Here is a 23,153-nt window from a genome sequence, read left to right as displayed (position 1 = left end):
GCCTTTTTCGCCGCCGCATTCAGATGGGCAGATGATCAATCACTCTCTCAGTTTACGTCGTCAGGGGAGATAAACGCCATTATGTTATGCATATCACTCTAAATTGTTTTTTTGATGTTACCAAAAGCGCGATTCCTTGCTATTATGAGCGATATCGAACATTTATGCGCTTTAACGAAAGTAATGAGGTGGCAGCATGGAAACCAAAGATCTGATTGTGATAGGTGGCGGCATCAACGGTGCCGGCATTGCGGCGGACGCTGCCGGGCGCGGTTTATCCGTGCTGATGCTGGAGGGACAGGATCTGGCCTGCGCCACCTCTTCTGCCAGCTCAAAACTGATCCATGGCGGGCTGCGCTACCTTGAACACTATGAATTCCGCCTGGTGAGTGAAGCGCTGGCTGAGCGTGAAGTGCTGTTAAAAATGGCACCGCATATCGCTTTCCCGATGCGCTTTCGCCTGCCGCACCGCCCGCACCTGCGTCCGGCGTGGATGATCCGCATCGGTTTGTTTATGTACGATCATCTGGGGAAACGGACCAGTCTGCCGGGTTCAACCGGTTTGCGATTTGGCTCAGAATCGGTTCTCAAGCCGGAAATCGTGCGCGGGTTCGAATATTCTGACTGCTGGGTGGATGATGCGCGGCTGGTACTGGCGAACGCCCAGATGGTCGAGCAGAAAGGCGGCAAGGTATTAACCCGCACCCGCGCCACCTCTGCGCGCCGGGAAAATGGCCTGTGGATCGTTGAAGCGGAAGATATTGATAGCGGCAAAAAATATGTCTGGCAGGCACGCGGTCTGGTGAACGCCACCGGCCCGTGGGTGAAACAGTTCTTTGATGACGGGATGCATCTGCCCTCGCCTTATGGCATCCGCTTAATCAAAGGCAGCCATATTGTCGTCCCGCGTGTTCATACCCAGAAGCAGGCCTATATCCTGCAAAACGAAGATAAGCGTATTGTTTTTGTGATCCCGTGGATGGATGAATTCTCTATCATTGGCACCACCGACGTGGAATATCAGGGCGATCCGAAAAGCGTCGCTATTGATGAGAAAGAGATTAATTATCTGCTTAACGTATATAACGGGCACTTCAAGAAACAGCTTACGCGCGAGGATATTGTCTGGACTTACTCCGGCGTGCGTCCGCTGTGCGATGATGAATCTGATTCACCGCAGGCCATTACCCGCGATTACACTCTTGATGTGCATGACGAGGATGGCAAGGCTCCGCTGTTGTCCGTGTTCGGCGGTAAGCTGACTACCTATCGCAAGCTGGCGGAACACGCGCTGGAAAAACTGACGCCGTACTATAAAGGCATCGGTCAGGCGTGGACGAAAGACGCTGTATTACCGGGGGGCGATATCGGTGGCGATCGTGATGATTATGCCGCGAAGCTGCGTCGCCGTTATCCGTTTATCAGCGAATCGTTAGCACGCCACTATGCCCGCACCTACGGCAGCAACAGCGATATTATTCTTCGTGACGCGACTTCAATTGCCGACCTGGGCGAGGATTTTGGTCATGAGTTTTATGAGGCGGAATTACGCTACCTGGTCGAACACGAATGGGTCCGCCGCCTCGACGATGCGATCTGGCGTCGTACCCGCCTCGGCATGTGGCTGGACGCTGATCAACAATCGCGCGTGGCACAATGGCTGCTCCAGCATACGGCGAAACGTGAGCTGTCGCTGGCTTCGTAGTTAAGCAGGTAATGCCGGGTACAACCCGTGCCCGGTGGCGCTGCGCTTACCGGGCCTACGAAGGCCTTACAGAACGCCGGTATTCTGCATCCCGTAGGCTGGGTAAGGCGAAGCCGCCACCCGGCATTACCCGGTACACGCCGTGCCCGGTGGCACTGCGCTTACCGGGCCTACGAAAACCTTACAGACGCCGATATCCTGCATCCCGTAGGCTGGGTAAGGCGAAGCCGCCACCCGGCATAACAGCCTTACAACCTGACCGGGGTAATCCCCCAGATTTGATCCGCATACTCCTGAATCGTCCTGTCGGAAGAGAAATAGCCCATGTTGGCGATGTTGCGCATCGCTTTATTGGTCCACTCTTCCGGCTGACGGTAAAGAGCATCCACCTTGTCCTGACAGTCCACATAGCTGCGGTAGTCCGCCAGTACCTGATAGTGGTCACCGAAGTTGATCAGCGAGTCGACCAGATCGCGGTAGCGGCCCGGCTCTTCGGGGCTGAACACGCCAGTGGCGATTTGGGTCAACACCTGACGCAGCTCGTCATCTTCTTCGTAATAGTCGCGCGGTTTATAGCCCTGCCGACGCAGTTCTTCGACCTCTTCCGCGGTATTACCGAAAATAAAGATGTTCTCCGCGCCGACGTGCTCCAGCATCTCGACGTTTGCACCATCCAGCGTGCCGATGGTCAGCGCGCCGTTCAGGGCAAATTTCATATTACTGGTGCCGGAAGCCTCGGTGCCCGCCAGCGAGATCTGTTCAGAAAGATCTGCCGCCGGAATGATCACCTGTGCCAGGCTGACACTGTAGTTAGGGATAAACACCACTTTAAGCTTGTCGCCGATTTGTGGATCGTTGTTGATCACCTTCGCGACATCGTTGATCAGATGGATAATATGCTTCGCCATATAGTAGGCCGAGGCGGCTTTACCGGCGAAAATATTGACACGCGGCACCCACTCCGCCGACGGATCGTCTTTAATGCGGTTATAGCGGGTGATCACATGCAGCACATTCATCAGTTGACGTTTGTATTCGTGGATACGTTTGATCTGCACGTCAAACAGCGCGTGCGGATTGACCACCACGTTAAGCTGCTGAGCAATCACCGTCGCAAGGCGTTTTTTATTCTCCAGCTTCGCCTGATGCACCGCCTGATTGACCAGCGGGTAATCAATATGCTGCTCGAGTTCGCTAAGCTGGCTGAGATCGGTGCGCCAGGTACGGCCAATGTTCTCATCCAGCACGCCGGAGAGCGACGGGTTCGCCAGCGCCAGCCAGCGACGCGGCGTAACGCCGTTTGTTACGTTGGTAAAGCGGGTCGGGAAGATGGTCGCAAAGTCGGCAAACAGCGACTGGACCATCAGGTTGGAGTGCAGTTCCGATACACCGTTAACCTTATGGCTCGCCACTACCGCCAGCCAGGCCATGCGCACGCGGCGACCGTTCGATTCGTCAATAATCGAAACGCGGCTCAGCAGGCCGGTGTCTTCCGGATGCTGCTCCTGAACCGTTTTCAGGAAGTAATCGTTAATTTCAAAGATGATTTGCAGATGGCGCGGCAAAATTTTACCGAGCATATCTACAGGCCAGGTTTCCAGCGCTTCACTCATTAACGTGTGGTTGGTATAAGAGAAGATCTGGCAGGTCACCTCAAACGCGTCGTCCCAGCTAAATTTGTGCTCGTCAATTAACAGACGCATCAGCTCGGGAATCGACAATACCGGGTGAGTATCGTTAAGGTGGATCGCGGTTTTCTCCGCCAGATTGGCATAGGTTTTATGCAGCTGATAGTGGCGGCTTAAAATGTCCTGGATGGTCGAGGAGACAAGGAAATACTCCTGACGCAGGCGCAGTTCGCGCCCGGAATAGGTCGAGTCATCCGGATACAGAACGCGCGAAACGTTCTCAGAGTGGTTTTTATCCTCCACCGCCGCAAAATAATCGCCCTGGTTAAATTTACCGAGGTTGATTTCACTACTGGCCTGCGCATTCCACAGGCGCAGCGTATTGGTGGCATCGGTATCGTAACCAGGGATGATCTGATCGTATGCGACCGCGAGGATCTCTTCGGTCTCTAACCAACGGCTTTTTTTTCCTTCCTGCTGAATACGGCCGCCAAAACGCACTTTATAGCGCGTGTTATGGCGTTTGAATTCCCACGGGTTGCCGTATTCCAGCCAGTAGTCCGGCGACTCTTTCTGCCGACCATCGACGATGTTCTGTTTGAACATGCCGTAGTCGTAACGAATACCGTAGCCCCGGCCCGGCAGACCCAGCGTAGCCAGCGAATCAAGGAAGCAGGCCGCCAGGCGTCCCAACCCCCCGTTGCCTAACCCTGGGTCATTCTCTTCGTCAATCAGCTCTTCAAGGTTAAGCCCCATCTCGTCCAGCGCATTGTTAACGTCGTCATAGACGCCCAGCGATAGCAGCGCGTTGGAGAGCGTTCGCCCAATTAAAAACTCCATCGAAAGATAGTAAACCTGACGCGTCTCCTGAGAGAGTTGCGCCCGGTTTGATCGTAACCAACGTTCTACCAGACGATCGCGTACCGCAAACAGAGTGGCGTTAAGCCACTCATGCTTATTGGCGATCGCTGGATCCTTCCCTATGGTGAACATCAACTTGTAAGCAATGGAATGCTTCAATGCCTCAATGCTGTGCGTGGGGGAGGCATAAGTAAAAGGTGCATTCATCAACATGATTCCTGTTGTTACATCAAACGTTGATAGAGATCGCGATAGGCCTGTGCGGCAACGTGCCAGCTAAAGTCCATGTGCATCGCCTGACGCTGTACATAACGCCAGAGCGACGGACGCGACCACAACACAAAAGCGCGCCGGATCGCCCGTAACAGGGACCAGGCATTGCTGTCTTCAAATACAAAGCCACTGGCGACTCCATCCGCCAGGTTTTCCAGAGAACTGTCTGCAACGGTATCGGCAAGCCCGCCCGTGCGGCGCACCAGCGGCAGCGTGCCGTATTTCAATCCATAAAGTTGGGTCAGGCCGCACGGTTCAAAGCGGCTGGGGACCAGAATGACGTCTGCGCCCCCCATAATGCGATGCGAGAAGGCTTCGTGATAGCCAATCTGTACACCGACCTGCCCGGAATGTTCAGCAGCGGCAGCCAGAAACCCTTCCTGAAGTACCGGATCGCCCGCGCCCAACAGCGCCAGTTGCCCGCCCTGCTCCAGTAGTCCCGGCAGCGCCTCAAGCACTAAATCCAGTCCTTTCTGGCTGGTCAGACGGCTCACCACCGCAAACAGCGGCACTTTGTCATCCACTTTCAGGCCCATTGCAATTTGCAGCTGGCGCTTGTTTTCTGCCTTGCTTTCCAGTGTATCGCGACCATAGCGGGAGTTAAGCAGTAAGTCGGTTTCCGGACTCCAGATCTTTTCATCCACGCCGTTAAGGATACCCGTCAGGCGACCTTCCATTTGCCGCTGGCGAAGCAAACCTTCCATGCCATAGGCAAACTGCGGCTGAGTGATTTCGAGAGCATAGGTCGGGCTGACGGCGGTAATATGATCGGCGTAAAATAGCCCCGCTTTCAGGAACGAGATTTGCCCGTCGAACTCCAGCCCATGCATGTTATAGAACGACCATGGCAGTTGGATGTCATTCATATGATGGGCATAGAACAGCCCCTGGTACGCCAGGTTATGCACGGTGAAAATGGATTTCGCCGGATGGCCACGAGCCGCAAGATAGGCCGGAGCCAGTCCTGCATGCCAGTCATGCGCGTGCACCACGTCCGGACGCCAGAACGGATCCAGTCCGCAGGCCATTTCGCAACCCACCCACCCGAGCAGCGCAAAGCGCAGCACGTTATCGGTGTAGGCATACAAGTTAGTATCGTGATAAGGGCTACCCGGGCGATCGTATAAATGCGGGGCATCTATCAGGTAGATGCCCACATCATTGTAGTGCCCAAACAGCAGCGTGATAGGTCCGGCAAACGTGTCACGCCGCGTCACCACTTGTGCATCAGGGATGCCCCGGCGAATATCAGGAAACGCAGGAAGCAGTACGCGTGCATCAATACCTTCCGCTTTTTGTGCAGCGGGTAACGCACCAATCACGTCTGCCAAACCGCCGGTTTTTAACAGCGGGAACATCTCAGAACATACATGTAAAACCTGCATTATCGCTCCTGTCACCACCACAAGGCACTCTGGCGCTTGCAGTAAAACAGCGCGCGGACCCCTTCCGCGCAAGGTTATTATTTGAGTTTCTAGATTTTCAGTTTATTCAGCATGTCTCGGGTGACCAGCACGATCCCCTCTTCCGAACGGTAGAAACGACGCGCATCTTCTTCGGCGTTTTCACCGATCACCAGGCCTTCCGGGATCACACAAGCACGGTCGATTACGCAACGACGCAAACGACAGGAACGCCCCACCCATACATCCGGTAATAGCACGGATGAGTCAATGTTGCAGAACGAATTCACCCGGACACGCGGGAATAGCACAGACTGCACAACTACCGAACCCGAGATGATACAGCCGCCGGACACCAGCGAGTTGAGCGTCATGCCGTGGCTACCGGAGCGATCCTGAACAAATTTCGCCGGCGGCAGCGATTCCATGTGCGTGCGGATCGGCCAGTCCTGATCGTACATATCCAGTTCTGGCGTGACTGATGCCAAATCAAGGTTAGCCTTCCAGTAAGCTTCGAGCGTACCCACATCGCGCCAGTAGGGTTCAGCTTCTGGGTCTGATTGCACGCAGGAGAGCGGGAAAGGATGCGCATAGGCCATGCCCGCTTTGGTGATCTGCGGAATAATGTCTTTGCCGAAGTCGTGGCTCGAGTTTTCGTCGAGATCGTCCTGCTCCAGCAGCTCATAGAGGTAGTCAGCGTTAAAAACGTAAATCCCCATACTGGCGAGCGATTTGGTGTCGTCGTTAGGCATGGTTGGCGGATTAGCCGGTTTTTCAACGAAATCGATGATTTTGTCATCTTCGTCAACGTGCATAACGCCAAACGCCGTCGCCTCTGCCTTAGGCACCGGCAGGCAGGCCACGGTGCAACGCGCGCCTTTTTTCACGTGGTCGATCAACATCCGCGAGTAATCCTGCTTGTAGATATGATCGCCCGCGAGGATCACCACGTACTCGGCTTTGTAGCGGCGAATAACGTCCAGGTTCTGCGTGACCGCATCAGCGGTTCCGCGATACCAGTTTTCACCGTGTACACGTTGCTGCGCAGGCAGCAAATCGACGAACTCATTCATCTCTTCGCTGAAGAATGACCAGCCGCGCTGGATGTGCTGTACCAGCGTATGCGATTGATACTGAGTGATTACACCAATCCGGCGAATGCCGGAATTAAGGCAGTTTGATAATGCAAAATCAATAATACGGAACTTACCGCCAAAGTGGACCGCGGGTTTTGCCCGCGTGACCGTCAAATCTTTCAGGCGCGTTCCGCGTCCTCCTGCCAGAATCAGGGCAACAGACTTCATTGGCAACTGGCGCGACAGCATCAGCAAATTATCATTTTCAAGCCTAACCATGTCGAACTCCTTTTTTATGACCTTTCAAAAACGCACACTCCATGCGCGGGCCCGTGCCAGATAGCCATGACAACCGGATTATCCTTTCCGGCAAACGGAGGAATGGCATGCCATTCCCCATCAGGTAAAACCATATCCACAACGTTCTGCGTGGCATTGAGGGTAATGAGCCAGCGGTCTGAGAGCAGAATTTGCATCTGCCGCGTCCCGCCCTGCCACTCGCTGACGCTTAACGGCTGCGCCTGCGCGTTTAACCAATGCACGTTTCCGTCCCCCTCCTGCCACCAGCTATCGCGGGTAAGTGCCGGGATGCGCTGACGCAGGTGGATTAACGCCGCAGTAAATGCCGTCAATCCTTTATTCGCCTGGGCCCAGTCAAGCCAGGTCAGGGTATTGTCCTGGCAATACGCGTTGTTATTGCCATGCTGACTATGACCGTGTTCGTCCCCGGCGAGCAGCATCGGTGTGCCCTGAGCAAGCAATAACGAGGTCAACAGAGCATGGACGCTGGCCCGTCGACGCTCAATCACATCAAGAATGCCGTCAAGTCCTTCTATACCATGATTATTGCTGTAATTTTTGTTAGTGCCATCGCGATTTTCTTCACCGTTTGCTTCGTTATGCTTTTCATTGAAGCAAACGCAGTCGCGCACAGTGAATCCATCATGAGCGGTCACCAGGTTGATGGTCGCTGACGGCAGGCGACCGTTAACCTGAAAGACATCGCTTGAGGCGGCAAAACGTCTGGCGAGGTCGCCAGGCGTCAGATCCTGATGGAGCCAGAAGCGGCGTATGGCATCGCGAAAATGGTCGTTCCATTCCGCAAAAAGCGGCGGAAAATTCCCGACCTGATACCCTCCATGGCCAACGTCCCACGGCTCCGCAATCAGCTTTAACGACGCTAATTGCGGGTCGTTTTTTATCGCTTCAAACAGCGGCGCATCCTGGCGGAATTCCGGGGTGCGGCCCATGACGGAAGCAAGGTCGAAACGAAACCCGTCAACATGGCATACGTCAACCCAGAACCGCAGACACTGATGCGCATACTCCACTGTGCCCGGCGAACTGAGGTTGAGCGTATTGCCGCAGCCGGTCCAGTTTTCGTAGTCGCCATCCTCTCTGATCCAATAATAGCTACGGTTATCGATTCCGCGCAGCGAGAAGGTAGGACCATCAAGATCGATCTCCGCGCTGTGGTTAAGTACGATGTCCAGAATGACTTCAATTCCGGCCTTGTGCAGCGCCTTTACCGTATCGCGAAATTCATTCAGCGCTTTTGCCGGTTCGCTGGCGTAGCGTGGATCAACGGCAAACATCGCCAGCGGGTTATAGCCCCAGTAGTTGCTTAGCCCCATACGTTGCAGGCGTGGCTCACTGCTAAAGTGGGCCACCGGGAGCAGTTCCAGCGCGGTAATGCCCAGCGATTTGAAATAGTCGAGCATGACCGGATGCGCCAGCGCCTTGTAGGTGCCGCGCATTTCCGGCGGGATCTCCGGATGCAGATACGTCAGCCCTTTAACGTGGGCTTCGTAGATAACGGTATTGCCCCACGGCGTGTGCGGTCGCGCGTCGTCGCCCCATTCATAGCCCAGGTCAACCACCACGCACTTAGGCGCAACGGGCGCGCTGTCATGGTGATCCGGCGCATCGTAGCCGCCATGAAAGAGCGGGTCGTCTTTTGGATGTCCATCAACAGCGTGGGCGCAGGGATCGAGTAGCAGCTTCGCCGGATTAAAACGATGACCGTGCTCAGGTTCCCACGGCCCGTACACGCGATAGGCGTAGCGTAACCCGGGACGAGCATCAGGAAGATAACCGTGCCAGATATCACCGCTACGGGCAGGGAGATCGTAACGCTGCTCAAAACCTGCCTCATCAAATACACACAGTTCAACCCGTTCGGCATGAACAGAGAACAGCGTAAAGTTCACCCCGTTGCCGTCAAAACATGCTCCGAGCGGTTCAGGTTTTCCCGGTGCCAGTTTACTCATTCCGCCTCCCGGACCAGCCAGATCGTCGACAGCGGCGGCAGGGTCAGGCTCAGGGAATTCGGTCGACCGTGGCTTTCAATCTCATCGCTATGCACCGCACCGCCATTGCCTGCGTTGCTGCCGTGATAGTGCATGGAGTCGGTGTTTAGCGCTTCACGCCACTGGCCCGGCTGGTTAATGCCGAAGCGGTAATCATGGCGCGGAACCGGGGTAAAGTTGCTGGCGACAATGATTTCATTACCCTGCTGGTCACGGCGAACAAAAATCAGCACCGAGCGTTCTTTATCGTCCACCACCAGCCATTCAAAGCCATACGGATCGAAGTCCAGTTCGTGCAACGCCTTGTGATGCCGGTAGGTCTGGTTGAGATCGCGCACCAGCCGCTGAACGCCGTGGTGCCAGTTGTCTTCCCCTTCCAGTAGGTGCCAGTCGAGGCTGACGTCGTGGTTCCACTCGCGCCCCTGGGCGAACTCATTGCCCATAAACAGCAGTTTTTTACCAGGGAAAGCCCACATCCAGCCGTAGTAAGCGCGCAGGCTGGCGAATTTCTGCCACGCGTCGCCCGGCATCCGGTCGAGGATCGATTTTTTACCGTGGACGACTTCATCATGCGACAGCGGCAGCACGAAGTTTTCGGTGTAGTTGTAGAGCATGCCGAAGGTCAGCTTATCGTGATGATGCTGACGGTAGACCGGGTCGAGCTTCATGTAGTCGAGGGTGTCGTGCATCCAGCCAAGGTTCCACTTGTACCAGAAACCGAGGCCGCCGGTATCTGACGGACGAGAAACGCCCGCGAAATCGGTCGACTCCTCCGCCATGCTGACGGCACCCGGCACCTGCTCGCCTAAAATACGGTTAGTGGTACGTAAAAACTCAATGGCTTCGAGGTTTTCACGCCCGCCGAATTCGTTCGGGATCCATTCGCCCTGTTTGCGGCTGTAATCGCGGTAAATCATCGAGGCCACGGCGTCCACACGCAGGGCATCAATGCCGAAACGCTCGATCCAGTACAACGCGTTACCTACCAGATAGTTGCGTACTTCACGGCGACCGTAGTTGTAGATCAGCGTATTCCAGTCCTGATGATAACCTTCGCGCGGATCGCTGTGCTCATAGAGATCGGTGCCGTCAAATTCGGCCAGCCCGAAGTCGTCCGCCGGGAAGTGGCCGGGCACCCAGTCAAGGATCACGTTCAGTCCGGCAGCGTGCGCGGCGTCGATAAAATAGCGGAAGTCGTCGCGGGTGCCGAAACGGCGCGTCGGTGCATAGAGACCGGTGGGCTGATAACCCCAGCTGCCGTCAAAAGGATGCTCATTCACCGGCAGCAGTTCCAGATGGGTGAACCCCATCCATTTGGCGTAAGGCACCAACTGGTCCGCCAGTTCACGATAGCTCAGCCAGAAGTTATCGTCGGTATGGCGACGCCAGGAGCCGAGATGCACTTCATAGATAGAGATTGGCGCGTCAAACTGATTGGCTTGTTTGCGCTCATCGCTCTGTACCACTTTTTCCGGCAGGCCGCAGATCAGCGAGGCGGTTTCCGGACGCATCTGGGCTTCAAAGGCATACGGGTCGGCCTTAATCCGCATCTGCCCGTGTGCGTCGATGATTTCGTATTTGTAGAGTTGACCATTGTGCGCACCGGGAATAAATAGCTCCCAGACGCCGCTCTCTTTGCGCAGGCGCATGGGGTGGCGGCGGCCGTCCCAGAAGTTAAACTGGCCGACCACGGAGACGCGCTGGGCATTCGGTGCCCAGACGGCAAAACGCGTACCGGTCACGCCGTCCATCGTATCGCCATGTGCGCCAAGCGTCTCATAGGGGCGCAGGTGCGTACCTTCCGACAGCAGCCAGGCATCCAGCTCCTGAAGCAGAGGGCCAAAACGGTAAGGATCGTCAATCAGATTCTGCTGACCGTGCCAGATCACGGCAAGCTGATAGCGAAAAGCATTTTTGCGGCGCGGCAGAATGCCGCTAAAGAAGCCTCGTGAATCCAGGCATTCGAGTTTACCTACCTTGCGGCCCGTTTTCGGCTCAATGACCCAGACCTCAGTGGCGTCGGGTAACAAGGCCCGGACTTCCAGCCCGGCATCAGTTCGATGCATGCCCAGTACGGAAAAAGGATCCGCAAAGTGCCCGGCAATTAGCGCGTTAATCACGTCTCTGTCTACATGATTCGACATGGATCTCATCCTGTTTTATATGTGTCGCTTCATTCCTGCGGTATGCACAATCGTCATACGTGGGGAGCCAAAGTATGTTGAGTACAGACACCCGGTTGCGACATTTTTTGACCTGAACGGGGACTGCATAATGTGCGTCCATCTCCGCCGTTCGACCTTCAGCCAAAGTGTATAAGCACCTTGCTTAAGCATAGCCAACGTCTTATTGCTCTCCCGAAAAAAAATGAAACATTGCGTTACTCCTTGTTTAGCGCAAAAAAAGGGGGTGTTATTACACCCCGTTGTTTATGCTACGTCATTATGCCAGTTGGCGGAGAATACGGCGGAGCGGCTCTGCTGCCCCCCACAATAGCTGGTCACCAACGGTAAAGGCCGACAAATATTCTGGCCCCATATTCAGTTTACGCAAGCGGCCAACCGGCGTAGTGAGTGTGCCGGTCACGGCAGCCGGGGTCAGTTCACGCATGGAAAGCTCACGGTCGTTTGGAATGACTTTCGCCCACGGATTGTGCGCCGCCAGCAGTTCTTCAATGGTTGGGATCGAAACGTCTTTTTTCAGTTTGATGGTGAAGGCCTGGCTATGGCAGCGCAGCGCGCCGACGCGTACACACAGGCCGTCTACCGGAATGGTCGTGGTGGTGCCGAGGATCTTGTTGGTTTCTGCCTGGCCTTTCCACTCTTCGCGGCTCTGACCGTTATCCAGCTGTTTGTCGATCCACGGGATCAGGCTGCCTGCCAGCGGCACGCCGAAGTTATCAACCGGCAGATCGCCATTGCGGGTCAGTGTCGTGACTTTACGTTCGATATCAAGAATAGCGGAAGCCGGATTCGCCAGCTCGTCGGCGACATGATTATAAAGCTGCCCCATCTGTGCCAGCAGTTCGCGCATGTGACGCGCGCCGCCGCCGGAGGCCGCCTGATAGGTCGCCACGGAGACCCAGTCCACCAGATCGTTAGCAAACAGGCCGCCAAGGGACATCAGCATCAGGCTGACGGTACAGTTACCGCCGACAAAGGTCTTCACGCCGTTGTTAAGTCCGTGGGTGATCACGTCCTGGTTGACCGGATCGAGGATAATGATTGCCTCATCTTTCATGCGCAGCGACGAGGCCGCATCAATCCAGTAGCCCTGCCAGCCGCTTTCACGAAGCTTTGGATAGATTTCATTGGTATAATCGCCGCCCTGACAGGTGACAATAATGTCGAGCGCCTTCAGCGCCTCAAGATCGAAGGCATCCTGAAGCGTGCCTGCCTGGGTGCCACCAAATGTCGGTGCGGGTTGCCCCAGTTGAGAAGTAGAAAAGAAGACGGGGCGAATGGCGTCGAAATCGCGCTCTTCAACCATGCGTTGCATGAGTACGGAGCCGACCATACCGCGCCAACCAATAAAACCAACATTTTTCATAGCGTTTTTCCTGCGAAGATGTGTGCTGTTGTGCAAGCCAGTCACCTGGTGTTATATCCTTCACCATACAAAAAGCAGCCAAAGTCGCAAGTGAAATTAATCAATGATGGCAAGGCCATCAGAAGAGCGACTTATCACGCCCGCTGTCGTTCTGAAAACGAATAATAAATGCATACTGATTATCAGGGATAATAGTTAATGAATGAAATCATTTCAGCCGCCGTTTTGTTGATCCTGATTATGGATCCGCTGGGAAATTTACCGATTTTTATGTCGGTCCTGAAGCATACGGAACCAAAACGTCGGCGGGCGATCATGATCCGCGAGCTGTTCATCGCGCTGCTGCTGATGCTGATTTTTCTGTTCGCGGGTGAAAAAATTCTCGCCTTCCTCAGCCTGCGCGCCGAAACGGTCTCTATCTCCGGCGGGATTATTCTGTTCCTGATCGCCATCAAAATGATTTTTCCCAGCGCCTCGGGCAACAGTACCGGGCTGCCCGCCGGTGAAGAGCCGTTTATCGTACCGCTGGCGATCCCGCTGGTAGCCGGTCCGACGTTGCTGGCAACGCTGATGCTGCTCTCGCATCAGTATCCAAATCAGATGGGCCACCTGGTGATTGCGCTGTTGCTCGCGTGGGGCGGTACCTTTGTGATCCTGCTGCAATCGTCGCTGTTCCTGCGTCTGCTGGGTGAGAAAGGCGTTAACGCGCTGGAGCGTCTGATGGGGCTGGTGCTGGTGATGCTTGCCACGCAGATGTTCCTCGACGGCATCCGGATGTGGATGAAAGGCTAATGCAAACGCTGCCGATTGTGTCTCGCCTGCTGCCCGAGGTCCGGGCAGGCCACAAACGTCACACGATACGCTGGCGGGAGCGCGCGATTTCACCTGGACCGCTGTGCTATATCAACGCCGACGATGCGCACGACACGGTGAATGTCTGGGTCACTGCCGTTGTGCCTATGCCGCTTTCAGCGGTGGCGGAATATCTCGGCAAGTCCGATGAATGGCCCGACCCCGTGTTGCTGGAAGGCATGAGAGAGCACTATCCGGTGATCCGGCTGGATTCAGTCGTAGAGGTTATCCACCATTCAGCCCCTTTGGGCAGGGAAACGGACGAGGACGTGTTGCTTACGTTACTGACGCATCTGGAATGCAGTCTTCACCACTCGCAACGCCATAACCGGGCCTGGCTTGAGGCAATCCTGCATCCCCACTTTACCGAAATCACGCGCTCTGGTGTGCTGGTCACTCGCGATGAGACTATTGACGCTCTTAGTCAGGAGAGCACTGCGCCTGCGTTGCGAGCCTCGGATTTTCAGCTTCTGATAACGGGCCGAGGCTGTGCCACACTGATTTACCAAACCCTCGGCCCCCACCCCGCGCTCCGCTCATCATGCTGGGTGTTGTCAGCGGAAGGATGCTGGCAGATGATCTTTCATCAGGGCACACCGACGAACGAATGAATCAGACCGAAATCGTGTGACTGACCAGCACACCGTCACGAAACCGGTGGATCATCAGCATGGCAGGATCGTTGACGGGCGGCACCTTATCGCCACCAAACCATAAGGGATTAGCCGGGCACACCGAGCCGCAAATATAGGCGGGTATCCCTGCAAGGCTACCAGCCATGGGCCGGTGAACGTGCCCGGTGGCGATGGCCAGCGGTTTGTGGGGAAGTCGGGTCAGCATATCGGCCAGCTCTGCGCTACCGCCACACATGATCTCATCCATGGTCGGGATGCCGCTCGCAAATACGTGATGATGCATAAAGATCACGGAGTCAGTTGCATTGCCGGTAGTTAGCGCATTTTCCAGCCAGTCAAGTTGATGGCGCAGACTTCCCGCGGCGGTGCCCACAAGCGTGGTATCAATACCGATTAAGCGTAGCTCTCCGGTATCCATAATGATATTCAACACGCCAGCCGGGGCGTCACTGACCCACATACCGTTCCACGTCCGCTTCATTGCCTCGCGGTCATCTGCGTTACCGGGAAGGATAAGCACAGGATACGTTAACCGGTTAAGCAGGTGGGCAATGGTGGAATACCCCTCGTGCCAGCCGTCATCGATCAGATCGCCGGTCAGGACCAGGATGTCCGGTCCCACCGTCTCCAGCCATGCCAGGGCGTGTTCAAACCGCGCCAGATTGGTATTATTCGGCGAGGCATGAATATCTGAAAGCTGGGCAATGATCATGGCGTCTCCTGACAGGCTGGCTGAAAAAGCATCACGCTGAGTGTAGAAAATGATGACCAGCGCGTCATGCTGGCACCGGATAAAATGTCCGGGGCATCAGCGAGGAGAGGGACTGGCCGCTTTTTACCTTTCATCCTGTATGTAATACCTGCAAAAATGGCTTTTCATTTCTGCGAGCCTCCTTCAGAAAAGCCCTCTTGTCACCGTTCCGGCAACGCGGTATCTTCCTGCCGCGCTTGCAAAATCAGGCGTCGGGATTAGCCTCCTGATCTTCTCGTCGGTGACGGATAAACACGACTCATCGGAGAATTTTCTTATGTGTGCAGCCTCAGCCTCTTCTCTTTCATCACTAACAACCCCTTTTAACCACACCACTGACTTTACCGAGCTGGCGGATCACTGCCAGTGCTTTGCCGACGAACTGGGTGCCTGTAGCGATCCCGCGCATAAAATGGCTCTCTACGGTCGCTTATCTGCCTGCCTGGCGCTATTGCAGCCCACGCTTTTTGAACCTGTTCCGCTCCATCTACAGCCGGGCCTGACGGTTGATACCTTACCCACCCGGCATCCCGCTTTCGAACCGGATGCCGATCAGTTAGCCGACTACTGCCAGTTTTTAACCCAGCTTCTGCTCGGCGGATCGCTTTCTGCACAGATGGAAAATACCGCCGAGGCGCTATTACAGGATTTAGTTATTTATTTTGTCGATACCCTGAAAGCGCCGCGCTGGCTCAATACCCCACAAGGCCGGGTCGCAATCGAGATGTAAAACGTATAAATTCAGGTCACTGTCTACTACTGGACTTGTTGGACAAAATTAATTTATATCGATACAAGAAACGATATTATTTGTCCCCACGACACTGTATCAGGCGTATCTATTCAGTAATGGAATGCACTTATCCAATAACGGAGATGACTCATGAAATACGAACTCTCAAGCGACGGCTCTTGCCCGCTGGTATTAATTTCTCTCGGCATGGGCGAACAGGTCAGTATTGAACGCGGTTCAATGGTTTTTCATAACGGCAAAGTGAATCTTGAAGGCCGCATGAACCAGAACGGCTCAGGAATGTTAGGCGGTATTATCAAAGCCGCCGCCAGATCGGTCGTCAGCGGTGAAAGCTTCTTTGTCACTACCGCCACCGGTACCGCTAATGACGGACTGCTGGCGATCTCCTCCGGCAGTATTGGCAATATCAAGGCGCTGGAAGTTGGCAAAAGCACCTGGCGACTGAACGACGGTGCCTTCCTGGCCTGCGACGGTGGCGTCACTTACAGCATGAAAAGCCAGTCCGCTGGTCGCGCGATTTTCGGCGGCACCGGGGGGCTGTTCGTGATGGAAACCGCCGGAACAGGGACGCTGCTGGTGAACGGTTTTGGCGAAATCGTCGAACTGGATCTGGACGGTAACGATACGCTGGTCGTGGATAACCTCCACGTCGTCGCCTGGGAAAATACACTCTCGTATAATATTAAAATGGCGTCCGGCATTTTTGGCTTCAAAACCGGCGAAGGCGTGGTCAACGAATTTTCTGGCAGAGGTAAACTGCTGGTGCAGTCGAAGAATATTAAGGAATTTGCCTTAACGCTTGCGCCTTATTTAGTGAAAAAATAAATCCCCGCGGTTGCGTTATTGGCGAAGCTGATAACGCACCGGGTCAGACAAGCATTCAACTGAGCCTTCAATCATGGCTTTTTCAAGCCAGACAGTAATCTGCTCTTTATGCAGCTTCGTTTCGCTCAGCAGCACCTCCAGGGTTACCGGCGTTTGCGCAAGTCGATTTAGTTCACGGAGAAACAGGGAATAAAAATCTACGCCTGAAGTACTATAAGGTGCAGAAGGCTCCTGTAGGGAGAAAAGCATCGGCTGAGTTTGAGCAGGAGTATAATTGCGGGAGGCACGCAAAGTCGCAGGCAAGATATCATGGGCATCTTGTGCGCACCATCGTCCTCCCTTTTGTACAAGCTGAACATTGGACGATTGTTGATCGTCGGTAGGTTTCACCCACAGCGGCACCCACTGATGCTTTAACGCCTCCAGCGCACCGCTCAGCGTGCCGCCTTTCATTCCGGCATGAACGACCAGTGAACTGTCCGCCAGGCAATAAATATACTTATTGCGCGACATAGCATTCGCCACGCTAAAACCCGCTTCAGGGTAAAAAGGCGAGATCAGGACCAGATTACTGCTCATTAATCCCTGCCGCCATTTTGCAAAAGTGGCGGCTTTTATCAGGCTATCAGCTAAGATCCCCGTTGCGGTTCCTCCGGCCGCCAGCGCCGCCAGCATGGCGTGTTCATCAACGCCTCTGGCCCCACCGGACACAACATTCATTCCCTCCTCAGCCAGCTTTTGTGCCAGCGTTTCCGTGAAATGAAGATCGTCGTTTATAGCATTGCGCGATCCTACTATTGCCAAACCGCCTTTACTTAATAACGCTCGATTGCCACAGCCAAAAAGGACAGGAGGAGAATCATTTTTAAGCTGATTTTTTAATCTGACGGGATAATCAGCATCAGCTCGGGTAACAATCCATAATCCCGCGCGTTGCCACTTTTCGACAGCCAGCGCCAGGCTATGGCTGCGTCCTAATAACGTCATAATGCGCGAAACGGGAATGTCGCTATCATTCCAGTGTGCCAGATGCGTTTCGGCACCCGCCGCCAGTAAATCCGCAGGGACCAGTTGCTGATGCCTGAGCCATAGCGCGAACCGCCCCCATTCTGTATTACTAAGAGGCTTACATTCTTCATTTTTTGCCGCTGAGAAGTAGCTCGTAAGCAGCAATGTAGCCTGGGCTGTCGCGGTCAGATTCATCCATTTTTCACCGAGGTTGTCGCCAGCGCGAGCGGGAAAATCTCACCGCTACCCGCCTGACGGAGCATGGCTGCAAGTATTGTTAAGGTCCAGCCTGAATCGACAACATCATCAACCAGCAGGACATTACCTGACGGAAGAGGTGTAATGATGTTGAAAACACCGTCCAGATTTCGGCACTGGTGATAACGATTTTGCTGTAGTTTCTGGGGTTGATTGTCTATGACCTTTGCCACAACATCAACAAAAGGTAACTCCAGTTTCTCAGCCAACCTTTTGGCAAACGATGACACAAGATCCGGATGGTGTAACGATGGAACGCAGCAAACCCATTCTGGAGACGGCTGCCAGCGCTGTAGAATCATCCCGGCAGCGGCGCTCACAAGCGCATCACTAAAGTACCCGGCATGTTTATCCTGCGCAACGAGTTGTCCCCAGCCTGCCTCCCCCCAACGCGACAATATTCGTCCTTCCTGCGCTCGTAGGGTAGCGGGAAAGTTGCCACGAAAGGGATAAGTGTTAAACGCACCTGCTGCCACCTGTTTGTTCAAATGCAAAGGGATTTCTGAGCGCTGTAGGAAAAGATTTGCGTGGTGAATCAGCTCATCGTTACGGGAGGGATCAAACAATGACATCTGTGTACATGCACTGCATTTACCACAGAAAGTAGGGTTTTCTTCATCCAGCGAAGAACGCAAAAAAGCCATTTTACATCCTTGAGTGTCTATATACTCCTGAACTTCGGCTAACTCCTGCTCACGTTGCCGGGTCAAATGATCGATGCGTTCCTGATCTAACACAAAAGGAACCGCTGTCCTGCGCCAGCGCTTATTGTCATAAAGTACAGGAGAAGGAAACTCCACGCTTAGAAGCTTGAGTGTTTTTTCGATTTGGCCCCGACGCAAATTACTTTGCACCTCAATTTCACTTATCGTTAGCCCATCATTGTTTTCCAGTACGTTCAGGATCTCCTGTACATGCGCCAGGGATGGAAACGCGTTTTCCCAGAAAAAATCATGAATGGCACGATCTTCAGCCCCGGAAAGCAATATGCCCACAGCATGTTCAATACCACGGCCTGCACGCCCTACTTGCTGGTAATAGCCAACAATAGATGCGGGCATTTGATAATGGATAACAAAGCTCAGATCCGATTTATCGTATCCCATACCTAATGCCGTTGTAGCGACGAGGACTTTAATGCTGTTTGTCTGCAATGCCTCTTCAAGGTAAATGCGCCAGGCGTTACTGTCAGTAAAATCAGGATGAGTGGCATCGCTATAATAAGCATAAGCCTCAATGTGGTTCTGCTGTAGCCATGCAGCAACCCAGTCAGCATCGCGTGTCGTCAGGGTATAGACAATACCTGAACCAGGAAGCACAGGGATTACACTGGCAAGCCATGCCAGCCTTGAGGATCGATCGGGCAAGCGCAGCGCATCCAGCGCCAGACTCTCACGCGCCAGCGTGCCGCGTTGAATAATAATGTCGCCCAGTTGCTGCCGGATATCTGCAATAACCCGGTTATTCGCCGTTGCCGTTGTCCCCAATACCGGTGTGCCAGGAGGTAACTGCCGAAGCGTATTCAGAATACGTCGGTAGTCGGGTCGGAAATCATGACCCCAGTCAGAAATACAGTGTGCCTCGTCAACGACCAGCAGGGCGATACTGGCGGCAATCGGCGCAAGTACGGCATCGCGAAATTCATCATTGGCAAAACGCTCTGGAGAAACCAGGAGGCAATCAATGTCGTTAGTTCGAATTTGCCGCACGATCGCCTGCCACTCGTCTTTGTTAGTAGAGTTTAGCGTTTGCGCTTTAATCCCTAATCGTGCGGCGGCAGCGATTTGGTTACGCATCAGTGCCAGCAGAGGCGAAATAATGATGGTTGGCCCCATCCCCCGCTGTCGAAAAATTTTACAGCTAATAAAATAGACGGCGCTTTTACCCCAGCCGGTTCGCTGTACAACCAGTAATTTGCGTCGTTGGTTAACAACGGAGTCAATCGCTTCCCATTGCCCTTCACGAAATTGAGCCAAAGGATTATTGAGCATATGTTGTAACAGTTGTTCAGCGTCTCGCTTGTGCATATTGTCATTCCCGCGACAAAATTAATGCACGATTAAACCGCTGAAAAAGGCGTTATCAGGATGATGTAAATCAAAGTTAATGAAGGAATAAAAAAGAGAAGAGCATTGCTGCGAGCATGCTCGCAGCAACAGATGCAACAGTAACTAACTCAACAAACTAAACGCAATCGCCCCGACAATCGCTCCGACGGTGCCGAGGATGGTTTCCATCATCGTCCAGGTCTTCAGCGTTTGCGCTTCGGTCGCGCCGGTAAATTTGCCGAACAGCCAGAAACCGGCGTCGTTAACGTGGCTGACCACAATTGAACCGCCCGCGATGCAGATAGACAGGGCCGCCATCTGCGCGCCGCTGTAGTGCAGTTGTTCAATCACCGGCATCACCAGACCGACCGCCGTTAAGCAGGCCACCGTGGCTGATCCCTGAATAATACGCACCGCCGCCGCCAGCACAAAGCAGGTGATAGCGATCGGTAATCCCATCCCGGTCAGGGCTTCGCCCAGCGCCGGGCCGACGCCGGAATCCACCAGCACCTGTTTGAATACGCCACCGGCACCGATGACCAGCAGAATAATCCCCGCCGGTTGCAGCGCGTGACCGCAGATTTCCATCACCCGATCTTTCGCCATGCCCTGACGCATCGCCAGGCCGTAAATCGCCACCAGACAGGCCACCAGAATCGCGGTGAACGGATGGCCGATAAACTCGAACCATTCATACGCCGTGGAACCTTCAGCAACAAAACGTGCGGCGATAGTTTTCAGGCCGACCAGCACCAGCGGCAGCAAAATAAGTGAAAGGCTAAAACCAAATGATGGCATTTTGCCTTCGCCCAGATGCGGCTCGGTAATGTCAGCAGGCACATGCAGTTCCACGTAGCGGCTGATGAAATTGCCCCACAGCGGACCGGCGATAATCATGCCGGGAATGGCCGCGCACAGGCCAATGAGGATCATCCAGCCAAAGTCAGCGTGCATCTGGGAAGCCAGCAGCATCGGCGCAGGCCCCGGCAGCAGGAAGGCCGCCGCCGCAGCGACCCCGGCAAACAGCGGGATCACCAGTTTTACCAGGTTGGTATTCGTGTGGCGCGCCATGGAAAACGCCACGCTGATAAGCAGGACGATTGCGACTTCGAAGAACAGCGGCAGCGCACAAATCAGCCCTGCCAGGCCAATTGCATAGTGTGCACGACTGTGGCCGAACGATTTAAGCATTTTGACGGCGATCTGATCGACCGCCCCTGTTTCATGCAGGATCTTACCGAACATCGCGCCCAGCGCGACCACAATCGCCAGAAAACCCAGCGTGCCTCCCATCCCTTTTTCCATGGTCGCGGCAATTTTGTCGAGCGGCATACCGGAAAAGAGACCTGCACCAATAGAAACCACCATCAAAGCGACGAAGGCGTGCATACGCGCCTTCATCACTAAAAACAGCAGCAGCAACACCGAGCCGACTGCTGTTAAAACAAGCGTTAATGTACTCACTGATTACTGCCTTTGTTGATTACCTCAATCGTGCTGGCGACGACGCCATCCAGCGGCTGATCAATATCCACGACCAGCACATCACTCTCGTCCGCGCCCGGCTCCTGAAGGGTTTCGAACTGGGTCACCAGCATCTGAGTCTTAAAGAAATGACCTTTACGCGCTTTCAGGCGACTTTCGATCACTTCGAAATCGCCTTTCAAATAGATGAAAGAGAGATTCGGGTTGCCTTCACGCAGTTGGTCACGATAGTGCTTTTTCAGCGCCGAGCAGACGATCAACGACACTTTGTTGGTGCGCTGCATGGCAAAGGCAGCGTCATTCAGCGCCTGTAGCCACGGCTTGCGATCATCGTCGTTCAGCGGCTCGCCGGAGGCCATTTTGTTAATGTTGCTGCGCGGATGGAGAAAATCGCCATCCAGGAAAGCAGCGTGTAATTGATGTGCCACTTCGCTGGCAACCGCAGATTTACCGCTGCCGGAGACGCCCATCAGGACATAAATGTGGTGATCGTGATTCGTCGTGCTCAAAGCGCCCTCCCACCAGGATTGATTAGCTGATTGTTTTAAAGATTTGTTACGGGTAACTGTTATCGGTAACATTGTCCGGTCGCACACCTACAGAAGCAATAACCATTGGTCGCAGAAGTGAATAAGTGTGAGCTACGTCAAATTTGTCAGACTAAATAGATCCACCTGGTGACAATGTGAAACCTAAATCTAACATTTTCGGCGTCACGACCTCGCCCCGGATGCGGGCCAGCAGGCGTTCAGCGCCGATGCGTCCCATCCGCTCGCGCGGCGTCAGCACGCTGGCAAGCCTCGGCTCCATCACCTGACCGATATCGTGGCCGTGAAAACCGGCAATCGCGATATCGTCGGGGATTTTCAGCCCCAGCCGCTGACACTCGAATGCAGCACCAACCGCGAGGTCATCGTTGGTACAGAAGATCCCGTTGAGCTGCGGATACTCGCGACGCGCCTGGCGCATCAGCTCAATACCCGATGAATAGGAGGAGGACTGCTCGACCATCACGCTGTAAGGCGTCAGTCCGACATCCAGCATCGCCTGCTCATAGCCCTTCTGTTTGATGATAGTACGTTCATCGAGACGTGCGCCGAGATAGGCGACATGGCGGTGACCACGGGCGATGATCGCGGCGGTCATCTGGCGGGCAGCCTCAAAGTTGTCGAAACCGACGGCAATATCCAGACACGGTGACTGGCTGTCCATCAGTTCTACCACCGGAATACCGGCAACTTCGATCATCTTCAGGGTGCGGGGCGTGTGGGTGCGTTCGGTGAGGATCAGCCCGTCGATGTTCCACGAGAGCATCGACTCCAGCCTTTCCTGTTCCATTTCAGGCTTATAACCGTAGTGCGCCAGCATGGTCTGATAGCCGTAAGCGTCGGTCACGCTTTCAATACCGCGCAGCACTTCGGCAAAGACCTGGTTGGTTAATGAGGGAAGCAGAACCCCCACCGCACGGCTGGTGGCATTGGAAAGAATATCGGGGGCGCGGTTGGGAATGTAACCCAGTTCGTCAAGGACGGCGGCAATCTTGCCACGCAGCGCAACGGAGACCTGCTCCGGGTTACGTAAAAACCGGCTGACCGTCATTTTGGTCACGCCGACGCGATCGGCCACATCCTGAAGTACGGGTCTTTTCTTTTTCATCGTCCGCAAAGAGATAAAGAGGGAAACATTTCCTCAGTTTACCACGGACGACGCTCAACCTTTCCTGCCATCAGGAA

The 23,153-nt window shown here is 54.4% G+C and carries 17 protein-coding genes; 5 read left to right on the top strand and 12 right to left on the bottom strand.

Features of this window, described 5'->3' with window-relative positions; genetic code table 11:
* The first annotated feature begins 196 nt into the window (after positions 1 to 196).
* Positions 197 to 1,705 (top strand): glycerol-3-phosphate dehydrogenase, encoded by a 1,509-nt coding sequence (gene glpD / locus ACMGGS_RS08365; protein WP_414165738.1) that lies wholly within the window; start codon positions 197 to 199, stop codon positions 1,703 to 1,705.
* A gap of 248 nt (positions 1,706 to 1,953) precedes the next feature.
* Here the strand turns inward: glpD and glgP are convergent, their stop codons facing one another.
* From glgP to asd, 6 genes are all read right to left on the bottom strand, one after another.
* Complete coding sequence (glgP, locus tag ACMGGS_RS08360; protein ID WP_414165737.1) at positions 1,954 to 4,401, bottom strand: glycogen phosphorylase; 2,448 nt, start codon at positions 4,399 to 4,401, stop codon at positions 1,954 to 1,956.
* A gap of 17 nt (positions 4,402 to 4,418) precedes the next feature.
* A complete protein-coding gene (gene glgA / locus ACMGGS_RS08355; protein WP_414165736.1) occupies positions 4,419 to 5,852 on the bottom strand; it encodes a glycogen synthase GlgA in 1,434 nt (477 codons plus the stop codon).
* An 89-nt stretch (positions 5,853 to 5,941) separates the two neighbouring features.
* On the bottom strand, positions 5,942 to 7,225 hold the full coding sequence (glgC, locus tag ACMGGS_RS08350; RefSeq protein WP_176919407.1) for a glucose-1-phosphate adenylyltransferase: 1,284 nt from the start codon (positions 7,223 to 7,225) through the stop codon (positions 5,942 to 5,944).
* A gap of 14 nt (positions 7,226 to 7,239) precedes the next feature.
* Complete coding sequence (gene glgX, locus ACMGGS_RS08345) at positions 7,240 to 9,216, bottom strand: glycogen debranching protein GlgX (protein ID WP_414165735.1); 1,977 nt, start codon at positions 9,214 to 9,216, stop codon at positions 7,240 to 7,242.
* Entirely contained in the window at positions 9,213 to 11,399 is a 2,187-nt protein-coding gene (glgB, locus tag ACMGGS_RS08340; RefSeq protein WP_414165734.1) for a 1,4-alpha-glucan branching enzyme, read from the bottom strand. Before glgB ends, glgX begins: the two co-directional genes overlap by 4 nt.
* A gap of 298 nt (positions 11,400 to 11,697) precedes the next feature.
* A complete protein-coding gene (asd, locus tag ACMGGS_RS08335) occupies positions 11,698 to 12,804 on the bottom strand; it encodes an aspartate-semialdehyde dehydrogenase (RefSeq protein WP_414165733.1) in 1,107 nt (368 codons plus the stop codon).
* 198 nt (positions 12,805 to 13,002) lie between these two features.
* Between asd and yhgN the strand changes: the two genes are divergently transcribed.
* Complete coding sequence (gene yhgN, locus ACMGGS_RS08330; protein ID WP_312952613.1) at positions 13,003 to 13,596, top strand: NAAT family transporter YhgN; 594 nt, start codon at positions 13,003 to 13,005, stop codon at positions 13,594 to 13,596.
* Positions 13,596 to 14,267, top strand: coding sequence for a DUF4440 domain-containing protein (locus ACMGGS_RS08325; RefSeq protein ID WP_414165732.1), 672 nt, complete (start codon positions 13,596 to 13,598; stop codon positions 14,265 to 14,267). Before yhgN ends, ACMGGS_RS08325 begins: the two co-directional genes overlap by 1 nt.
* A 1-nt stretch (position 14,268) precedes the next feature.
* On the opposite strand, the gene ACMGGS_RS08320 is transcribed toward ACMGGS_RS08325, so the two are convergent.
* Entirely contained in the window at positions 14,269 to 15,003 is a 735-nt protein-coding gene (locus ACMGGS_RS08320; protein WP_414165731.1) for a metallophosphoesterase, read from the bottom strand.
* Between the two features lie 316 nt (positions 15,004 to 15,319).
* On the opposite strand from ACMGGS_RS08320, the gene ACMGGS_RS08315 reads away from it, so the two are divergent.
* Entirely contained in the window at positions 15,320 to 15,772 is a 453-nt protein-coding gene (locus ACMGGS_RS08315; RefSeq protein ID WP_414165730.1) for a hypothetical protein, read from the top strand.
* 153 nt (positions 15,773 to 15,925) lie between these two features.
* Positions 15,926 to 16,621 carry a TIGR00266 family protein gene (locus ACMGGS_RS08310; protein WP_414165729.1) on the top strand — a complete coding sequence of 232 codons (696 nt, stop codon included), beginning with the start codon at positions 15,926 to 15,928 and terminating at the stop codon, positions 16,619 to 16,621.
* Between the two features lie 15 nt (positions 16,622 to 16,636).
* On the opposite strand, the gene ACMGGS_RS08305 is transcribed toward ACMGGS_RS08310, so the two are convergent.
* From ACMGGS_RS08305 to gntR, 5 genes are all read right to left on the bottom strand, one after another.
* Positions 16,637 to 17,824, bottom strand: coding sequence for a DNA-processing protein DprA (locus ACMGGS_RS08305; protein WP_414165728.1), 1,188 nt, complete (start codon positions 17,822 to 17,824; stop codon positions 16,637 to 16,639).
* Positions 17,821 to 19,914 carry a RecQ family ATP-dependent DNA helicase gene (locus ACMGGS_RS08300; protein WP_414165727.1) on the bottom strand — a complete coding sequence of 698 codons (2,094 nt, stop codon included), beginning with the start codon at positions 19,912 to 19,914 and terminating at the stop codon, positions 17,821 to 17,823. Before ACMGGS_RS08300 ends, ACMGGS_RS08305 begins: the two co-directional genes overlap by 4 nt.
* Before the next feature lie 144 nt (positions 19,915 to 20,058).
* Positions 20,059 to 21,399, bottom strand: coding sequence for a gluconate transporter (gene gntU / locus ACMGGS_RS08295; protein ID WP_176919415.1), 1,341 nt, complete (start codon positions 21,397 to 21,399; stop codon positions 20,059 to 20,061).
* Positions 21,396 to 21,929, bottom strand: a complete 534-nt coding sequence (gntK, locus tag ACMGGS_RS08290) for a gluconokinase (protein ID WP_414165726.1) — start codon at positions 21,927 to 21,929, stop codon at positions 21,396 to 21,398. Before gntK ends, gntU begins: the two co-directional genes overlap by 4 nt.
* A gap of 151 nt (positions 21,930 to 22,080) precedes the next feature.
* Positions 22,081 to 23,076: a gluconate operon transcriptional repressor GntR gene (gene gntR, locus ACMGGS_RS08285; RefSeq protein WP_414165725.1), complete on the bottom strand. Its 996-nt coding sequence runs from the start codon at positions 23,074 to 23,076 to the stop codon at positions 22,081 to 22,083.
* Positions 23,077 to 23,153: the final 77 nt, after the last annotated feature.

The sequence above is a fragment of the Superficieibacter sp. BNK-5 genome (genome assembly GCF_047456055.1).
In the GTDB taxonomy this organism is placed as follows: domain Bacteria; phylum Pseudomonadota; class Gammaproteobacteria; order Enterobacterales; family Enterobacteriaceae; genus Superficieibacter.
This window is presented reverse-complemented; position numbering and strand designations above follow the sequence as displayed.

Bases quoted from the DNA above. Each gene is read 5' to 3' on its own strand.
- ACMGGS_RS08305 (WP_414165728.1), bottom strand. From the start codon at position 17,824: ATGAATCTGACCGCGACAGCCCAGGCTACATTGCTGCTTACGAGCTAC.
- ACMGGS_RS08300 (WP_414165727.1), bottom strand. From the start codon at position 19,914: ATGCACAAGCGAGACGCTGAACAACTGTTACAACATATGCTCAATAAT.
- yhgN (WP_312952613.1), top strand. From the start codon at position 13,003: ATGAATGAAATCATTTCAGCCGCCGTTTTGTTGATCCTGATTATGGAT.
- glgB (WP_414165734.1), bottom strand. From the start codon at position 11,399: ATGTCGAATCATGTAGACAGAGACGTGATTAACGCGCTAATTGCCGGG.
- gntR (WP_414165725.1), bottom strand. From the start codon at position 23,076: ATGAAAAAGAAAAGACCCGTACTTCAGGATGTGGCCGATCGCGTCGGC.
- ACMGGS_RS08315 (WP_414165730.1), top strand. From the start codon at position 15,320: ATGTGTGCAGCCTCAGCCTCTTCTCTTTCATCACTAACAACCCCTTTT.
- asd (WP_414165733.1), bottom strand. From the start codon at position 12,804: ATGAAAAATGTTGGTTTTATTGGTTGGCGCGGTATGGTCGGCTCCGTA.
- ACMGGS_RS08325 (WP_414165732.1), top strand. From the start codon at position 13,596: ATGCAAACGCTGCCGATTGTGTCTCGCCTGCTGCCCGAGGTCCGGGCA.
- ACMGGS_RS08320 (WP_414165731.1), bottom strand. From the start codon at position 15,003: ATGATCATTGCCCAGCTTTCAGATATTCATGCCTCGCCGAATAATACC.
- glpD (WP_414165738.1), top strand. From the start codon at position 197: ATGGAAACCAAAGATCTGATTGTGATAGGTGGCGGCATCAACGGTGCC.
- glgC (WP_176919407.1), bottom strand. From the start codon at position 7,225: ATGGTTAGGCTTGAAAATGATAATTTGCTGATGCTGTCGCGCCAGTTG.
- glgA (WP_414165736.1), bottom strand. From the start codon at position 5,852: ATGCAGGTTTTACATGTATGTTCTGAGATGTTCCCGCTGTTAAAAACC.
- glgP (WP_414165737.1), bottom strand. From the start codon at position 4,401: ATGAATGCACCTTTTACTTATGCCTCCCCCACGCACAGCATTGAGGCA.
- glgX (WP_414165735.1), bottom strand. From the start codon at position 9,216: ATGAGTAAACTGGCACCGGGAAAACCTGAACCGCTCGGAGCATGTTTT.
- ACMGGS_RS08310 (WP_414165729.1), top strand. From the start codon at position 15,926: ATGAAATACGAACTCTCAAGCGACGGCTCTTGCCCGCTGGTATTAATT.